This window comes from Myxococcus sp. RHSTA-1-4 (assembly GCF_020037125.1).
GTDB lineage: Bacteria > Myxococcota > Myxococcia > Myxococcales > Myxococcaceae > Myxococcus.
Genome location: NZ_JAIQDG010000023.1, coordinates 129,494 through 145,172, shown reverse-complemented (window position 1 = coordinate 145,172; position 15,679 = coordinate 129,494). Strand labels below are relative to the sequence as shown.

Annotated in this window: 14 protein-coding genes; 5 read left to right on the top strand and 9 right to left on the bottom strand. The window is 71.5% G+C overall.

Annotated features, from left to right (window positions below; all coding sequences use genetic code 11):
- Positions 1 to 44 precede the first annotated feature (44 nt).
- The 4 genes from K8638_RS28475 to K8638_RS28460 form a co-directional block, all read right to left on the bottom strand.
- Positions 45 to 524, bottom strand: coding sequence for a thermonuclease family protein (locus K8638_RS28475; protein WP_223757798.1), 480 nt, complete (start codon positions 522 to 524; stop codon positions 45 to 47).
- Positions 512 to 2,350 (bottom strand): lamin tail domain-containing protein, encoded by a 1,839-nt coding sequence (locus K8638_RS28470; protein WP_223757830.1) that lies wholly within the window; start codon positions 2,348 to 2,350, stop codon positions 512 to 514. Before K8638_RS28470 ends, K8638_RS28475 begins: the two co-directional genes overlap by 13 nt.
- Positions 2,351 to 2,391: 41 nt before the next feature.
- A complete protein-coding gene (locus K8638_RS28465; RefSeq protein WP_223757797.1) occupies positions 2,392 to 4,506 on the bottom strand; it encodes a hypothetical protein in 2,115 nt (704 codons plus the stop codon).
- Positions 4,507 to 4,613: 107 nt separating this feature from the next.
- The gene (locus tag K8638_RS28460) at positions 4,614 to 4,805 is read right to left on the bottom strand and encodes a hypothetical protein (protein ID WP_223757796.1); all 192 of its coding nucleotides are present in this window, start codon (positions 4,803 to 4,805) and stop codon (positions 4,614 to 4,616) included.
- A gap of 221 nt (positions 4,806 to 5,026) precedes the next feature.
- Here K8638_RS28460 and K8638_RS28455 point away from each other — a divergent pair, with 221 nt between their 5' ends.
- Together K8638_RS28455 and K8638_RS28450 are read left to right on the top strand one after the other, a co-directional pair.
- A complete protein-coding gene (locus K8638_RS28455) occupies positions 5,027 to 5,800 on the top strand; it encodes an alpha/beta hydrolase (protein WP_223757795.1) in 774 nt (257 codons plus the stop codon).
- Positions 5,801 to 5,810: 10 nt separating this feature from the next.
- Positions 5,811 to 6,389, top strand: a complete 579-nt coding sequence (locus K8638_RS28450; protein ID WP_223757794.1) for a DUF2378 family protein — start codon at positions 5,811 to 5,813, stop codon at positions 6,387 to 6,389.
- Between the two features lie 6 nt (positions 6,390 to 6,395).
- On the opposite strand, the gene K8638_RS28445 is transcribed toward K8638_RS28450, so the two are convergent.
- Together K8638_RS28445 and K8638_RS28440 are read right to left on the bottom strand one after the other, a co-directional pair.
- The gene (locus K8638_RS28445) at positions 6,396 to 7,562 is read right to left on the bottom strand and encodes an acetyl-CoA carboxylase biotin carboxylase subunit family protein (RefSeq protein ID WP_223757793.1); all 1,167 of its coding nucleotides are present in this window, start codon (positions 7,560 to 7,562) and stop codon (positions 6,396 to 6,398) included.
- A 158-nt stretch (positions 7,563 to 7,720) separates the two neighbouring features.
- Positions 7,721 to 8,239 (bottom strand): hypothetical protein, encoded by a 519-nt coding sequence (locus K8638_RS28440; RefSeq protein WP_223757792.1) that lies wholly within the window; start codon positions 8,237 to 8,239, stop codon positions 7,721 to 7,723.
- Between the two features lie 385 nt (positions 8,240 to 8,624).
- Between K8638_RS28440 and K8638_RS28435 the strand changes: the two genes are divergently transcribed.
- Together K8638_RS28435 and K8638_RS28430 are read left to right on the top strand one after the other, a co-directional pair.
- Positions 8,625 to 10,352 (top strand): DUF6311 domain-containing protein, encoded by a 1,728-nt coding sequence (locus tag K8638_RS28435; protein WP_223757791.1) that lies wholly within the window; start codon positions 8,625 to 8,627, stop codon positions 10,350 to 10,352.
- 122 nt (positions 10,353 to 10,474) lie between these two features.
- Positions 10,475 to 11,350, top strand: coding sequence for a GNAT family N-acetyltransferase (locus K8638_RS28430; RefSeq protein WP_223757790.1), 876 nt, complete (start codon positions 10,475 to 10,477; stop codon positions 11,348 to 11,350).
- A gap of 10 nt (positions 11,351 to 11,360) precedes the next feature.
- Here K8638_RS28430 and htpX read toward each other — a convergent pair whose 3' ends face one another.
- Both htpX and K8638_RS28420 read right to left on the bottom strand, forming a co-directional pair.
- The gene (gene htpX / locus K8638_RS28425; RefSeq protein WP_223757789.1) at positions 11,361 to 12,278 is read right to left on the bottom strand and encodes a protease HtpX; all 918 of its coding nucleotides are present in this window, start codon (positions 12,276 to 12,278) and stop codon (positions 11,361 to 11,363) included.
- A 198-nt stretch (positions 12,279 to 12,476) separates the two neighbouring features.
- Positions 12,477 to 13,469, bottom strand: coding sequence for a threonine/serine dehydratase (locus K8638_RS28420; RefSeq protein ID WP_223757788.1), 993 nt, complete (start codon positions 13,467 to 13,469; stop codon positions 12,477 to 12,479).
- Between the two features lie 130 nt (positions 13,470 to 13,599).
- Between K8638_RS28420 and K8638_RS28415 the strand changes: the two genes are divergently transcribed.
- Complete coding sequence (locus tag K8638_RS28415; RefSeq protein ID WP_223757787.1) at positions 13,600 to 14,499, top strand: LysR family transcriptional regulator; 900 nt, start codon at positions 13,600 to 13,602, stop codon at positions 14,497 to 14,499.
- 19 nt (positions 14,500 to 14,518) lie between these two features.
- On the opposite strand, the gene K8638_RS28410 is transcribed toward K8638_RS28415, so the two are convergent.
- Complete coding sequence (locus K8638_RS28410) at positions 14,519 to 15,550, bottom strand: histone deacetylase family protein (RefSeq protein WP_223757786.1); 1,032 nt, start codon at positions 15,548 to 15,550, stop codon at positions 14,519 to 14,521.
- Positions 15,551 to 15,679: the final 129 nt, after the last annotated feature.

The following is a 15,679-nucleotide window of genomic DNA, read 5'->3' as shown; positions in this document are numbered from 1 at the left end:
GGCACGCGTGCCCGCCTGCCCCGGTGCGGTGCCATCCCGGACGCTCAACGCAGGCAGGGGACCGGCGCGCAGGCCCCCCACACTCCTCTCCTCGCGCGCCGGGCCTCGGCCTCCAGTGATTCGAACTCCGCGCGCCGCGCGCTGCCCGCGGGCGGCACGTGCAGCACACAGGCATGGCCCCTCTCCACCAGGAGCGTGTTCACCTCGCGCCCGTCCACGGACACATATGCGAGCAGCCGGCCGAAGCGGTCCGCGCAGGCTTCACCGTACGCGAGCGCCACCTGACGCCCCTCCACGAGGTCGCGGTTGAAGGCGTGGGCCTCCGGGCCGAAGCAATCCCTCGCGCCTCCCGCGCTCTCCGGCGCGTCCGCGAGCAGGTAGCGGACGCGCTCGCCACCTTCCAGGAGCAGGGTGTCTCCGTCGATGGCCTCCACCACCCGGGCCGTGTCCGGGCCACACGGGGACCGGGTGTCACCGCCGCAGGCCAGGAGCGCGGAGGCCAGCATGACGCTCACAGCGCGCATGGACGGTTCTCCACGCCCGGCGTCCCCCGGTCGCCCAGGCCATAGCGGGCCCCGGTGGGCGCGGGACAGAAGCTGCCCGCCAGGTCATTGCGGGCGGGGTCGCTCCGGGACGGGTCCAGCTGCGAGGCCACGCCCGGCACCGCCGCGGCCGTCCACGTCACGGCATCCAGGAGCCTCCCGTCCACCGAGAGCCGGAGCATGTGGCTCCCCGCGCTGTTCGCGAGGTTGAACGAGAACGTGCCGAGCACCACGGGCAGTCCGCCATTCGCGGACACGTCGGCGCTGCGTGCGATGACGGCACGGCTCCCGGCCCTCAAGGACAGACACAGCGTCGAAGCGAGCACCGTGCTGCTCCCGCTCCCGCTGGACAGGCTCACCCCATTGAGGTCCACGTCCGCCAGGGCGAGCACCTCGACCCACTCTCCCGTGGCGTCCGCCACCGCGACCGGGTCCGCCATGAACTCGGTGAGGACCAGGGAGCCCGCGTCCGGCACCCTCGGCGTGCGAGCCCGTCCGGTCGACCGGTCGATGCAACCGGGCGTGGAAGTCCCCGCGTCCCCCGCACCCGCGTCCGGAACGCCGGCATCCGCCATGACGCCTCCGTCCGGGACGCCCCCATCCGAGCCACCGCCCCCGGTGCACGCGCGGTTCGCGCGCCCCGGCGTCCCCAGGTTGCCTCGCGTCCCATAGGTGTCGGTGGCCCGGCACCAGGCCTCCTGTGAGTCATTGCGGCTCGCGTCCGCCAGGAGCGCGGACACCTGGGAGGCCACGCCCTCCTCCGCCGGGCCGTACACGGCCGCGTCGATGAGGACGTCTCCCGCCCGCACCATCACCACGCCGCCCGCGTTGCGCAGGTCCACGCCGAACGTGGCCACGGGCTGGGGCAGCCCGCCGTTGAGCACCGCCTCCGTGCGCCGCGCCAGCACCCCATGTTCCCCGGCCGAGAGCGATATGCACCGAGCCCCCTCCACCCTCGTCCCCGCCGAGTCCGAGCCCACCGTCACCCCATTGAGGTCCACGGGCACGGTGGCCATCACCTCCACCCACTCGCCCAGCGTGTCGTCCCCGCGCGGGTTGGCCATCACCTCGGTGATGACCAGCTCTCCCGGACGCGGCCTCGCCACGGGCCGCGCGGCCTGGGCCCCCACGGGCACACACGTCTCCACGACGCCCGCGTCCGCCGCGGGTGTCACCGGAGGGCCGGCGGAGTCACACGGAGCATTCGCCGTCCCCGGGCTCCCACGGAACGTCCCCGCGTCCCCCACGCCCGTCGTCCCGTCACACCAGCGCGCCGGGTCATCATTGCCGGCCGAGTCCGGAACGAGCCGGCCGTCGTAGGCCCGGGCCACGCCGCTCTTCGCGGGCGCGGTGAGGTGGACCTCGTCGACCACGCGCTCCCCGCATCGCACGCCCAGCAGCCCACCGGAGTTGCCCAGCGCCCCGAGCGCCTCGCCATACGCATGGTCCACGTGCGCGGGCAATGCCCCCTCCCGGACGTCTCCGAGCACCAGATAGCTTCCTGGCGCCAACGGAACGGCTTGGGTGAAGACATGGGCCCGCTCCTGCGAGCCATCCGAGCGCGCGGCGTAGAGCGTCAGCCCATTCAGGTCCACGCGGGCGCGCGTGGGGTTGTGCAGCTCGACGTACTCCTGCCCCGTGTCCGTGCCCTCGGGGTCATTGAGGTACTCGGTGATGACGAGGTCCCCGGGCAGCAGCCCGGCGCACGCCGCGTCCACACCTTCGTCCAGGGACGGCCCTCCACAGCCCCATGCGCCGAGCAGCGCCAGCATGACGCCCCCACCCACCCTCCTGCCCCACTCCCTCATGTCGGCAACCCTCACGTTCCGCTCTCTCCTTTCCATGCGCGTCAGAAGCGCGTCTCCAGCTCCAGGTGAAAGAGGTGGCGCGGCGGGTCGGGCGGTACGCGCGCCACGCTCGCGTCCTTCAAGTCCAGCACCCACGCGTACCGCGCCCGTGCACTCACCGTGCCGAAGGCGGTCCAGCGCGCGTCCACCGAGGCGCGCAGCTCCTGCCGGAGCCGGCTGCGCTCGGAGAGGTCCTCGTCCTTCCACACCACGCGCCCGCCCAGCCGCAGGGACTCGTCCGGCCGCAGCCGCACGTCGAGCACGGCCTGGGCGTCGTACCGGGGCCCTCCGGCCTCGGGCTCATCCACCCGCGCGTGCCCGTACTGCGCGGCGAGCGATACTTCCTCGGAGGGCTCGGACCGGACCCGCGCGATGACGCCATACCGCCCGCGGGAGCAGTCCAGCCCCGAATCGGACTCCGCGTCCTCGGAACAGGGGACCTCCGCCCCGAGCCCCGAGTCGCGCAGCTCCACCTGGAGCGACGGCTGGAACAAGGGCCACACGAGCCAGTCCGCGCGGGCGGAGGCGCGCAGGTGCGCCGTGCCCGCCGTCCCCGGAACCGCACCGTCGGCCGGCAGCGTCCACGCATCCACCTGCCCGCGCAGCCGCCATGCGCGCTCCTCCCGCTGGAGGTAGCGCACCCGCGCGCCCAGCTCGTTGCGCACGCGCAGCCCCTCCAGTGCATCCGGCCCGGAAGGAGCACCGCTGTATGGGTTCGCGAAGTCGCGGCCGTAGTAGCGAAGCGCCAGCTCCAGCTCCTTCCTCTCGCCGGAGAGCACGGTGCGCTGGAGCGCGCCGAAACCTCCTCCGCCCTCGGGCGCGGAGTCGAAGCTGCGGGTGCCCTCGAAGAAGAGGTCCACCGCGCCATGTCCCCAGGCGGCGTCGAGCCCCACCGCGCCGAAGCCACCGCCCGCCGGATAGCGGGCCCCCGGCTGGAAGTCGAGCCGGGCCCCCTCCACGGCCCACACCGGCCGAGCCGCCCAGCCCGTCACCCCGAGGTGCGCGCGCGATGACGTGGACAGCGTCGCGTTGCCTCCGCCGGCCCACTCGTTGAAGACCCCTGGCAGCGTGCGCGCGGTGAGCTTCTCCAGGCGGGAGCCCGGCAGGGGCACGCGCACGTCCGGAGCCTTGCAGCCGCCGCGTGCACGGACGCACGCGGCGGAGTCCAGCACCGCGTGCCGGGGCAGCGAGCGGAGCTGATACGAGCCGAAGCCCGTGAGCGACAACTCCGCGCCACGGCCCACGGGCCCGCGCACGGTGCCCGCGAGGCCCCGGAAGCCTTCGTCCCATCCGAAGTCCGGAGTGACGTCGGAGAGCCGCTCCTCGGCCTCGCAGCCGTCTCCCCCCAGGAGACACTCCCGCTCCAATCCACCCGGTGGGCGCACGCCATCATCCGGAAGGAAGCCATCCGGCGCGGGCAGGGCGGTGGTGTCCAGCGTCAGCCGCTGCCCGAAGCCCAGCCGGTACGTGCCCGCCAGCACGGAGACACGCTCGCCCGTCCACTGCGCGTAGAACTTGGGCAGCACCAACGCCGCCCCGGGCGCGTCCACGACGAGCGCCCGTGTTCGAGCATCCCGCCTCAGCGCCCCCAACCTCCGGCGCGCGAGTGACACGAGCACTCCCGCCCGCAGCCCCGCGAGCCCCGCCGCGCGGACCTGCAAGGCCATGGGAGGCAGCAACGAATCCGACGCGGCGAATGCCATCAACAACCGCGCATCACCCGACAACCGCCCCGGCTCGCGCTCCGCGAGGAACGGCGCGAGCCTCCGCGCCTCCTCCTCCGTGAGCGCCTCGGCCACATCACTCGAGGCCCCATCTCCAGAGGCGCCCCCCTCCGCGCGAAGCCGCAGCACCCCATCCACATCCGCGTACGTCAGCCCGGGCAGTCCATACAGCGTCGCCCGCGTCGCGAGCCGTGAATCCACCCCCGTCCGCCGCAGCGCCAGCAGCGCCGCGAGCGTCTCACCGGAGATGGCGCCCTCTTCCACCAGCGCGAGGAGGTCCAATTCCTCTCCCGCCTCTGGCTCCACTTCATACGGCGCGGCATGTGCGGGCAGCGCCCGGCACCACCAGCAGCCCAGCAACCCAATCAATGACAGCGAGAGGACGCGACGCACGCCGCGCACCCTCTGCACATCCGGGACCACTCTTCCCTACAGCAACACCCCAGCTTCACGGCGTCCGAAGCCCGGACCGGGCGTCCAACTTCCGGACGCGCCGCGGCTCACGCCCACACGGCCCGGGGGTCCACCATCAGCAGTTCCTCGGTGACCGACCAGGCGGCCACGGCCCGGGCCTGCGCGGCGGCGTGGCGGAGACGGGACTCCTCACTGCCATCCAGCTCCGCCTGCGCCTGACGCAGGTCGGACTCGGTGGTCATCAGCAACGCCGCCAGTTGCATGCGCTCCAGTTCCATCCGCGAGACTCCAGCGCTTCAACCTGCCGCTCCCTCGAAGTATGGCAGGGGGGCCCCACGGCCCTCGGTTCAGTCGAAGCCCTGTGCAGACCCGGGGCCAGCCCCCCAGGCCACCCACCAGCTAATCACAGTCCCTCCCTTTCGCGATGTGTACCCGGAAACCACCCGGGGGCCGTGGACCGAAGACGTCGTCCCATCCATGTATGCTGTCACCGCGCCTCATGGGTCACGTCCACATCGTCCGAGACTTCCCCTCCCCGCAGGAGGGCTTCGCCCGCACCGTCCGCGTCTACACGCCGGACGCGTACGACGCGATGCCGCACCACCGCTTCCCCGTCCTCTACATGCATGACGGGCAGAACGTCTTCGCCCACCCGGAGTCGGCCCGCTTCGAGACATGGTGCGCCAACCTCGCGCTGGAGCAGGGTGTGGGCGAGGGCCGGCTGGAGCCGTGGCTCATCGTCGCCATCGACTCGGGCGCGGGGCGGCTGCAGGAGTACTCACCCTGGGACGAGCCGCGAAACCAGACGAAGGCCCGGGGCGAGGCCTACGGCCGCTTCCTGGTGGAGCACCTCAAGCCGCGGGTGGACCGCACCTGGCGCACCCGCCCGGAGCCCGAGTGGACGGGCGCCATGGGCTCGTCGCTGGGCGGGCTGATGTCCCTCTACCTCGGCTGCCGCTACCCGGACGTGTTCGGCCGCATCGGCGCGCTGTCCCCCACCGTCATGTGGAGCGCGGGGCGCCTGTTCCAGGAGTGGGCCGCCCACAGCCGGCGCTGGACGCGCATCTACCTGGACGCCGGCGAGCGCGAGTTCATCCACGGGGACGGCGTGCCGCTCAACTACGGAGAGGCCACGCGCGCCTTCTACGAGCACCTCAAGCACCTGGGCTACGCGGACCACGAGCTGGCGCTGGTGCTGGAGCCCGGGGGCGAACACCACGAGCGGGACTGGCAACGCCGGCTCCCCCACGCCATGCGCTGGCTGCTGGGGTGAGGCGCGCCTGGTGACTCCCCGCAAGCCGGTCCCCGTCGAGCAGCGGCTCGTCTACGTACAGGTGGTGGAGGGGCTGCTCCAGCACGGGCTCCACGGCCAGGTGTCCCCGCGGCTCAAGCAACGGCTCAAGCAGGTGGGCGTCGATTTGGACCGGCCCCTGCTGCCGGCCTACCCGGTGCCGCTGTGGGCGCACTGCCTCAACATCGTCGTCGAGGAGACGTACCCGGACCTCCCCCGCGAGGAGGGATTCCGCCTGCTGGCCGAGGCGCACGTGCAGGGCTATGGGCGCACCGTCATCGGCCGCGCGGTGTATGGCGTCATGCGGCTGCTCGGCCCGCGCCGGCTGGTGCAGCGGCTGCCGCAGACGCTGCGCGCCACCGACAACTACACGGAGGCGGAGCTCCTCGAGCGCGGCCCCACCACCTACGAGATGCGGATGAACTCCGCGCTGGACGCCCCCGGCTACGCGGAGGCCCTCTTCGAGGCCATGCTGCGCGTGGGCGGCGCCGAGTCACCCGGCGTGACGAGAATCCACGTGGACGCGTCCGTCCCGAGCTCCACGTACCTGCTCACCTGGACGGAGCGCTGAAACGCGTCAGGCGGTGGCCTGGATGAAGCGCACCGCCTCGTGCATGGCGTCCAGGTCCGCGTGCCGGGTGAGGTACATCTCCTCGCCCATGAGGCTGTGGTACACGGCCGGCAGCTCGCCCTTGTACATGAGCAGCGAGCCTCCCAGCTTGTCGACAACCTGCTTGTGCGTGTGTTTGTAGTGGCGGCTCTTGCGCCGCGCGCTGTGACACACGTGGTAGCGCGGCGTGTACCGGAAGTCCGCCACCGGGTCCCCCGTCACCATGCGCGCCCACAGCCGGTACACGTCGATGTCGCACGTGTAGTTCATCATGTCGGTGATGAAGCCGCCGGGCGGGCGGAGGTTGACCTCCAGCACGATGAAGCGCCCGTCGGGCAGGCGGAAGAACTCCAGGTGGAACCAGCGCTCGCGCAGGCCGCAGGCGGCCACCACCTCGCGGCCCAGCACGTCCAACCCGGGGGGAATCGCCTGGAGGCTCCAGAAGGAGATGTCCCTCTTCTCCAGCACCGTCTCCATGCCGCCGTCGCTGTACTGGTGGCTGAGGTTGAAGACGATGGCGCCGTGCCGGTCCACGAGGCCGTCGTAGGTGACGATGGTGCCGCGCACGTAGGGCTGGGCCACGTAGGACGTGGGGAAGGGATGCGACAGGGCGGCGTCCACCTCCGCGTCGCTGGACACCTTGAAGGTATGGGCGGCGCCCACGCCCACGTCGGGCTTGAGCACGAGCGGGTAGCCCACCTTCGCGGCGAAGGCCTTCACCTGCGTGGCGTCGCGCACGCGGATGAGGTCCGGGTGGGGCACGCCGGCCGCGCGGAAGACCTCGGCCATGCCGGACTTGCTGCGCAGGCGGTGGATGTCCGCGGGCTGGAGGCCGGGGACGTGGAAGTCCTCACGCAGGCGGGCCTCCACCTCCAGCCAGGACTCGTTGAGCGAGTCGATGCGGTGGATGCGGCCGTGCTTCCACGTGAGGTAGCCGGCGGCGCGAAGGAGCGCCTCCTCGTCATGGAGGCTGGGGACGAAGAAGTACTCGCGCAGCGACTCGCGCAGCTCGGAGCGCAGCGAGTCGTAGGGTGCGTCGCCAATGCCCAGCACCGTGACGCCGCGCTCGCGCAGGGCGGTGACGAAGTGGAAGAACTGGGGCGGGAAGTGGGGGGAGATGAAGACGAAGTTCATGGCTCCTCGGGGCGGGTCCCGACGAGGGTGACCATAACGGCGCCCCGGGGGTCGGGCCCACTTCCTTGCCAACCCTCCAGGCAGGTGTCCGACATTTGCGCTCCAGGCCCCTTCCCGCGTGGAGAAGGGGCCCGGAGTCTCACGGCGCGTCGGCCGCCCTACTCCTTCCTGCACTTGCGGCAGTCGCCGTTCCGCTCGAAGGCGCTGAAGTCGTCACCGTCCTCGTACCGGCACTCGTCCGCGGACTTCGCGCCGATGCGCACGTCGTCCGTCACGTAGTCATGGAAGATGATGCACACCTTGGCCTCCTTGTCGGGGCCCGGCACCTCGAAGCGGTAGTCCGCCTCCAACTCCTTGCATGGCCCACCCTTCGACTTGAGCCGGTCCGTCACGTCCTCCCAGCCCCGCGACTCCGTGAAGAGCTTCACGGTGAAGTCCTTGACCGGGCACTTTCCGAAGTCGAGGAAGATATGGGTGATGTTCTTGTCGCGCTCGATGGCGTCGAAGCAGATCTTCTTGCCGCACTGGTTGTCGTGCTCGTCGTCCTCGAGCTGGGTGAGGTAGCGCTCGGTCGGACTCGGACCGGCCGCCTCCTCCATCGGCGCCTCACCGCCGCAGCCGAAGCCCACCATCCCCGCCATCACCGCCGCCACGACACCCGCTTTCCACTGAAGCATCAGACGCCCCCCTCGTGTCATGCCCGAAGGCCTCAACTGGGAGCGGCCATCGCTCCCGCGTGGCGCATCGAGCAACGCATGTGCCGCCCCGCGAGGGTGTCAGGCCCTGAAAGGCCCACCACGCCAGGGAGGCATGTCTCACAGACCGGGAGACGAGGCCGACGCGTGATTCACGTCCGTTGCCGGGCTGGGAGAGAGAGGCCCACGGGCGCTCGGCTTCTCTCCGTGAGTCCTTCGATGGAATCCCCGAGGGAAAAAACCTCGCTGGGGCCTCGGTGACTCAGCGTACTTGCGGGAGGGCTGGCGCGGCGTGTTATCTCGCCCGGGCATCCCAAGGACTCACGGTGGCCGTGCACCGGGAACGGATGCCTGGGAGCCCGCAGCGTTGGAGAGACCCGCCATCATCGAGGAGGCCCGGCCCACCCGCGGGAGCGCGTGGGTGCCCTGGCTGGGCGCGGCGCTCGGAGTCCTGTGGTTCCTGTGGGTGGGCGGCGTGCCGACACTCGACCCGACGAACCTCGACTGGCTGGGCGGAGGCGACCACGCGCAGCACGTCCTCGGCTGGCTCCACTTCCGGAACGCGCCGTGGGGCTTCCCGCTGGGGAGCACGCCCGGCCTCCTCCACCCGCTCTCCACGACGGTGGGCTTCACCGACTCGAACCCGTGGGTGTCGCTCGCGCTGAAGCCCTTCTCGCGCTGGCTGCCCCGGGACTTCCAGTTCATCGGCCCCTGGTTCGCGCTGTGCTTCGCGCTCCAGGGGTGGATGGGCGTGAAGCTGATGGAACGCCTCACGCGCAGCCCGGCGCAGCGCCTGCTGGGGGCGTCCCTCTTCGTCATGGCGCCGGTGCTGCTCAGCCGGCAGGGGCACGACACACTCTGCGCGCACTGGCTCATCCTCGGGCTGCTGTGGCTGCACCTGCGTCCCCGCGAGGAGGCCCGGGCGGCCTGGCGGGACGTCGCCTGGGCGTTCGCGCTCACCGGGCTCGCCACCGGCATCCACCCCTACCTCATGGCCATGGTGTTCCCCCTCACGCTGGCGCTGCTGTACACGCTGGTGAGGCGGGAGCAGCTCCTGTCCTGGCGCGCCGGGGGCGCGGCGCTCGCGGGCCTGCTCGGGTGGGTGGGAGGACTCCTCTTCCTGCTCGGCTACGTGGGCCACGGGCGGGCCCTGGCGACGGACTCCAGCTTCGGCCACTTCAGCGCGGACCTGCTCACCCTCGTCAACCCCATGGGCTGGTCGCGCCTGCTGCCGAGCCTGCCCACCGGCCCCGGACAGTACGAGGGCTTCGGGTTCATCGGCACGGGCGCGCTGCTGCTCGCCGGGGTGCTGCTCTGGAAGCGCGCGGACGTGTGGCCCCGGGCCCGGGAGGAGCTGAAGTCCCGGAGGCCGCTGGGAATCGCCGTGCTCCTCCTGACGCTGCTGGCCGTCTCGACGGTGGTGACGGTGGCTGGCTGGAAGGTGCTCTCCCTGCGAAGCGTCACCCAGGTGCTGCTGCCGGTGCTCGCGCCGTTCCGCGCCTCGGGGCGGTTCATCTGGGTGCTCGACTACACGCTGCTGACGGGCCTGCTCGCGCTCGTCGTGTGGCGCTGGAGGCTGCAGCCGCGAGTGGCCACCGGCCTCCTGCTGGCCGCCGTGGTGCTCCAGCTCCTGGACACGGACGACGTCTGGTGGCGGGGCCGCTTCCACGGGGTGCCCTGGCCCCGGCTGCGGGCCCCGGAGTGGGAGCACGTGGACCCCTTCTACCGGCACGTCGTCCTCTACCCGCCCTTCATCAAGGACTGGCAGGAGCCCTGCGTCGCGAACGCCTTTCCGGAGAACGCCTACGTGCGCTTCGGGGACCTGGCGTACCGCAAGGGGATGACGACCAACAGCGCCTATGTGGCCCGCTTCGACGCGCCCCGGCTGAAGGCGGCCTGCGAGGCACTGCGAGCGGACATCCGGGGCGGCCGCTTCGCGGAGGACACCCTCTACGTGGTGGACACGAAGGAGCGTGACGCCTTCCAGCGTCCCGAGGCGGGGCTCACCTGCGGCGTGCTGGACGGGTACACCCTCTGTGTGGCCGCGAAGGAGGGCCGCTTCCGGGAGGCGCTCCGGAGCGCGCCGTCCCCTTGAGGGCGTAGGTCCACGGGAGCCTCGCCCGCTACGCTGGGCTCATACCCAGAGTCACCGGAGACGTCGTTGGAGTCGTTGGGGTGGGTGGAGTGACTGTGAGGGACGTGTGCGACACTGGGAGGATGAGCACGCACTCCATCCCGCCGGTGATTGAGATTGGCCCGCGCGACACCGCGTATCAGGCCGCGTTCTGCGACTACGTGTCCCAGGTGTTCCGGCGCGCCAGCTTCCGGCGCTGGTGCGAGTGGGGCGAGTGGGACGACGCGTACCGCGCGTTCTCCGTGGTCGAGGACAGCCGCGTGCTGGCGAATGCCTCGGTGATGCGGATGCGGCTGCTCCTGGAGGGCCGCGAGGTGACGGGCTTCCAGCTCGGCGCGGTGGGCTGCCTGCCCGCGCAACGCGGCCGCGGACTGGCGCGCGTGGCGATGGAGGCGGCGCTGGCCTTCTGCGGCGAGGCGCCGGTGCTGCTGTTCGCCAACCCCACCGTGCTCCAGTTCTACCCACGCTTCGGCTTCGTCCCGTGGCGGCAGGACGTGTTCTCCGCTCCGCACGAGGCCGTGCCCGCTGGCACTCCGGCGCCCACGCTGGACCTGTCGGATGCGGGAGTGCGGGCGGGCCTCGCCGCGCTGTCGGACGAGGGGCTCCCGGTGACGGAGCGCTTCGGCGCGCGCGGCTATTCGACCATCGCCTCGTGGTACGCGGCGAACGGGTTCTCACGGCCGCTGCGGCGGCTGACGGAGGACGCGTGGGTGTTCGCGGGCGTCGAGGGCGACACGCTGTACGTCGATGACATCTTCGCGCGCGCGCCCTTCGACCTGCGCGCCTGGATTCCCCGCCTCATCGACCGGCCCATCCGGAGCATCCAGCTCGGCTTCACCCCGGAGCGCTGGTGGCCAGAAGCCTCGGTATCCGGCGAGGACACCGAGGCCTACCTGTTCGTGCGGGGGCTGACGCTCTCACGCGAGCCCCACCGCTTCCCCGTGCTGGCGCATACCTGACGCCCGCGCTTCAGTTCCGCCAGCTTCCGTCCACCAGCCGCTGGATGCGCTGCTCCAGCGGCGGGTGGCTGGCGAAGAGGGCCATCATGCCGCCGCCGCTGATGCCGAAGGCCTGCATGTTGGCGGGCAGCATGCTCGGCTCGCCCTGCTGCCGGCGCAGCCGGTCCAGCGCGCGCGCCATGGCGCCCGGGTCCACCAGCGTGGCGCCGCCATGGTCCGCGCGGAACTCACGCCGCCGGCTGAACCACGCCACGATGATGCTGGCGCCGATGCCGAACACGATTTGCAGGACCAGGCTGGTGAGGAAGTAGGCGGGCCCCATGCCGCCGCTCTCCTCCCCGTCCTCCGAGCGGTTGAGGAACCGGTCCACGAGGAAGCCCACCACGCGGCTCAGGAAGATGACGAAGGTGTTGAGCACGCCCTGCAGGAGGGTGAGCGTCACCATGTCGCCGTTGGCCACGTGGGCCACCTCGTGGCCGAGCACCGCCTCCACCTCGTCGCGGCGCATGCCGTGGAGCAGGCCGGTGGACACGGCGACCAGCGCGCTGTTGCGCCGCGCGCCCGTGGCGAAGGCATTCATGTCCGGGCTGTCGTAGATGGCGACCTCGGGCGTGGCGATGCCCGCGTCGCGCGCCAGCCGGCGCACCGTCTCCACCAGCCACAGCTCGGCCTCGGTGCGCGGCGAGTCGATGACGTGCGCGCCGGTGCTCCACTTCGCCATCGGCTTGGAGAGCAGCAGCGAGATGATGGAGCCGCCAAAGCCCATCACCGCCGACATGATGAGCAGCGCGGTCAGGTTCAGCCCCGACCCCTGCCGGGCGAGGAAGCTGTCCACCCCGAGCAGCCGTCCGACGACGGCCAGCATCGCGACCACCGCCAGGTTGGTCAGGATGAACAGCGCGATACGGCTGGCGAACCGACTCTTCATGGCCCTCACTCCGAAAGAACTTCGTTGGCCGCAACATTCAGCAGCGCGGAGCCGATGCAAGGGCTCCAGGCCGCGCACTGTCGTGGCGGGTGAAGAACAAGGCTCGGGCCGGGGCCTTCCAGAGATTGTTCCTTCGGCGAGGTGAGGTTTTCCCTATGGTTGTGGCAGCGGCGGGGCCGCATGTGTGTGTCATCCGCCTCACAGCGGAGGCGCCGTGAGCCGCTCGCCCAGGAGGTGGACGTAGCGCGCCCGGCTGATGTTGCGGCCGGTGATGACCACGGCGATGTCGCGGAAGCCCTCCGGCGGATGGCGCAGCAGCGCGGCCACCGTCGCGGCTCCGGAGGGCTCGACGACGAGTTGGTGCTCCTCGAGCAGCCACGCCATCGCGTCCTGGATGTCCGCCTCCGGCACGAGCAGCACCCGGTCCACGTACTTTTGGGCCAGGGGCAGCGTGAGGGTGTCCGGCTCCGGCTGTGCGCCCAGTCCATCCGCGATGCTGGGCCGGGCCTCCACGGGCACGGGCCGGCCGTGCCGCAGCCACTCCGCGAGCACCGGGCTCACCTCGGGCTGCACGCCCCAGAGCTTCATGCGGGGGTTGCGGTCCTTCATCGCCACGCCCATGCCGCTGATGAGGCCGCCCCCGCCGATGCCCACCACCGCGAGGTCCACCTCCGGCAGGTCCTCGAGCACCTCCAGCCCCACGGTGCCGCCCCCGGCGATGATGTCCGGGTCGTTGTAGGCGGAAACGAAGAGGCGCTGGTGTTCGCACGCGTGTGCCTGGGCCGCCTCGCGCGCGGCGGGCACGGATTCGAAGAAGTGGAGCCGGGCGCCATTGCGGCGCATGACCTCCACCTTGCGCGGGTCCGCCGTGCGCGGGAGGAACAGCTCCACGGGGACGTCGAGCCGCCGCGCTGCGTACGACAGGCCGATGCCATGTCCTCCGGCGGTGGAGGCCACGGCTCCACGCGCACGTGTGGCCTCGTCCACGGCCAGCAGCTTGTTGAAGGAGATGCGCGGCTTGAAGCTGCCCGTCACCTGGAGGCACTCCAGCTTGAGGAAGACGCGGGCGCCGAGCCGCTGGGAGAGCGCGGGTGACGGCTCCAGCGGCGTGTGCCGGATGAAGGGGGCGATGCGCTCGCGTGCCTGGTGGATGGACCGGGGCGTGATGAGGGTGTGCGGCTCGGAGGACATGGAGACTCCCGTGTGCGGCACCGCGCCGGAGCCTGGGGGGCCTCGGGCGGGAAGGCCCCATGGATGTGCCACCCGGGGCCTCCGAGAGGAATGGGCAGGAGCGCGGGGGCAGGCATGCGAGAATGCAGGGGTGGACTGGAATGACCTGCGCTACCTGCTCGCGGTGCATGAGGGCGGCTCGCTCGCGGCGGCGGCGCGCAAGCTGCGCGTGGACGCGGCGACGGTGGGCCGGCGGCTCGCGGCGCTGGAGCGCTCCGTGGGTGTCCGCCTGCTGGAGAAGGCCCCCGGAGGGATGCGGCTGACCGTCGCTGGCGAGCAGGCGGTGCAGGCCGCGCGGCACATCGACGAGACCGCCACCACGCTGGAGCGCCAGCTCGCCGGGGCGGATGTCCAGGTGTCCGGAAGCGTCCGCGTCACCGCGCCCGAGACGGTGGTGAGCCACGTGCTCGCGCCCCACCTGCCCGCCTGGCACGAGCGCCACCCCGCACTGCGGCTGGAGTTGCTGGCGGCCACGCAGGTGCTCAACCTGTCACGCCGTGAGGCGGACGTGGCGGTGCGGCTGTTCCGTCCCCAAGAGCCCACCACGCTCACGGTGCGCAAGCTGGGCGAGCTCTCCCTCGCGCTGTATGGCTCCAGGACCTATGTGCGCCGGCATGGGCGCCCCCGGCTGGACGCCCTGCGCGAGCATGTGCTGCTCGGCTACGACGAGACCCTGGCACAGACACCGGAGCAGCAGTGGCTGGAGCGCGCGGGGGACGGGGCCCTCTTCGCCCTGCGCAGCAACAGCCGCTACGCCCTGCTGGAGGCCGCGCGCAACGGGCTGGGGCTCACGGTGCTGCCCTGCTACCTCGCGGACGGAGTGCCGGGCCTCGTGAGACTCTCGCGCGTGGATGACCTTCCCAGACGCGAGGTCTGGCTGGCGGTCCACCCGGACCTCCAACATGCCTCGCGAGTGAGAGCGGCCATCGACCTGCTGGTGGAGGTCTTCCAGCAGGAAGGCGCCAGGCTGCGGGGCGAGCGGACGGGGTGAAGTGGCGGGAGCCAGTGCTTCAGATCCTGCCGAGGAAGCCCTTCAGCACCCCGGCGACGTTGGAGCCCAGGTCCTCCACCGCGTACCCGCCTTCCTGCACGAACACGGTGGGAGGCTTGAGTCCCGCCAGCCGCTCGCCCATCAGCGGGAAGTGCCGCGTCTCGAGCTTGAAGGCGCTGATGGGGTCGCCCTCGTACGTGTCCACGCCGAGCGACACCACCAGCGCGTCGGGCGAGAAACCACCAATGCAGTCCAGCGCCGCGTCCAGCGCGGTGGCGTACTCCGCCCACGTGGTGCCTCGCGGCAGCGGGAAGTTGCGGGTGTAGCCCTCTCCCTCTCCCGCCCCGCGCTCATCGGCATAGCCGAGGAAGTACGGGTACTCGGTCTCCGGCGTGCCGTGGATGGAGACGAAGAGGACGTCGGAGCGCTCCCAGAAGATGTCCTGCGTGCCGTTGCCGTGGTGGTAGTCCACGTCCAGCACCGCCACGCGCGCCTTCCCGTGGTCTCTCAGGTACTGCGCCGCCAGGGCCGCGTTGTTGAGGAAGCAGTACCCGCCATAGGTGGAATGTGCCGCATGATGGCCGGGTGGACGGCACAGCGAGTAGGCGCTCCGCTCGCCCTGGGCGACGTGGGCCGCGGCGGTCAGCGCGCAGTGCGCGGCGGCGAGCGCGGCGTCCCACGTGCCCTCGACGATGGGCGTGCCGGCATCGAACGCGTAGTACCCCATCCTGCCGTTGATGCCGGAGGGGATGTGGTCTCTCCGCAGGCTCCGCGCCGGGAAGCCGCTCGGCAGCATGAAGCCGTCCTTGCCGGCGGCCCGCCACTCCGCGTGCGCGGTGCGCAGGAACTCGACGAAGCCTGCGTCATGGACGCGCAGCAGCGACTCCAGCGGAAACTCGCGCGGCCCGCCCACCTCGAAGCCCTCGCGCCGCAACGCCTGGAGGATGTAGTCGACGCGAGACGGCATCTCGAAGCACGGCACCAGCTCACCACGATGCAACTCCTTGCCTCCATCGTGACGGGCGTGCAGCGGAGAATGGACGACCTTCATGGGGAGCGACTCCAGGCGCGCGGTGAACGGAAGCGGCGCGAGGCCGAATCCTACGAGCCGCCGTCCCGGGTGACGAGCCCGCCAGTCATCCGGCGACTGCCCGGTCAGTCTCTCCGTGTGGCCAGAGCT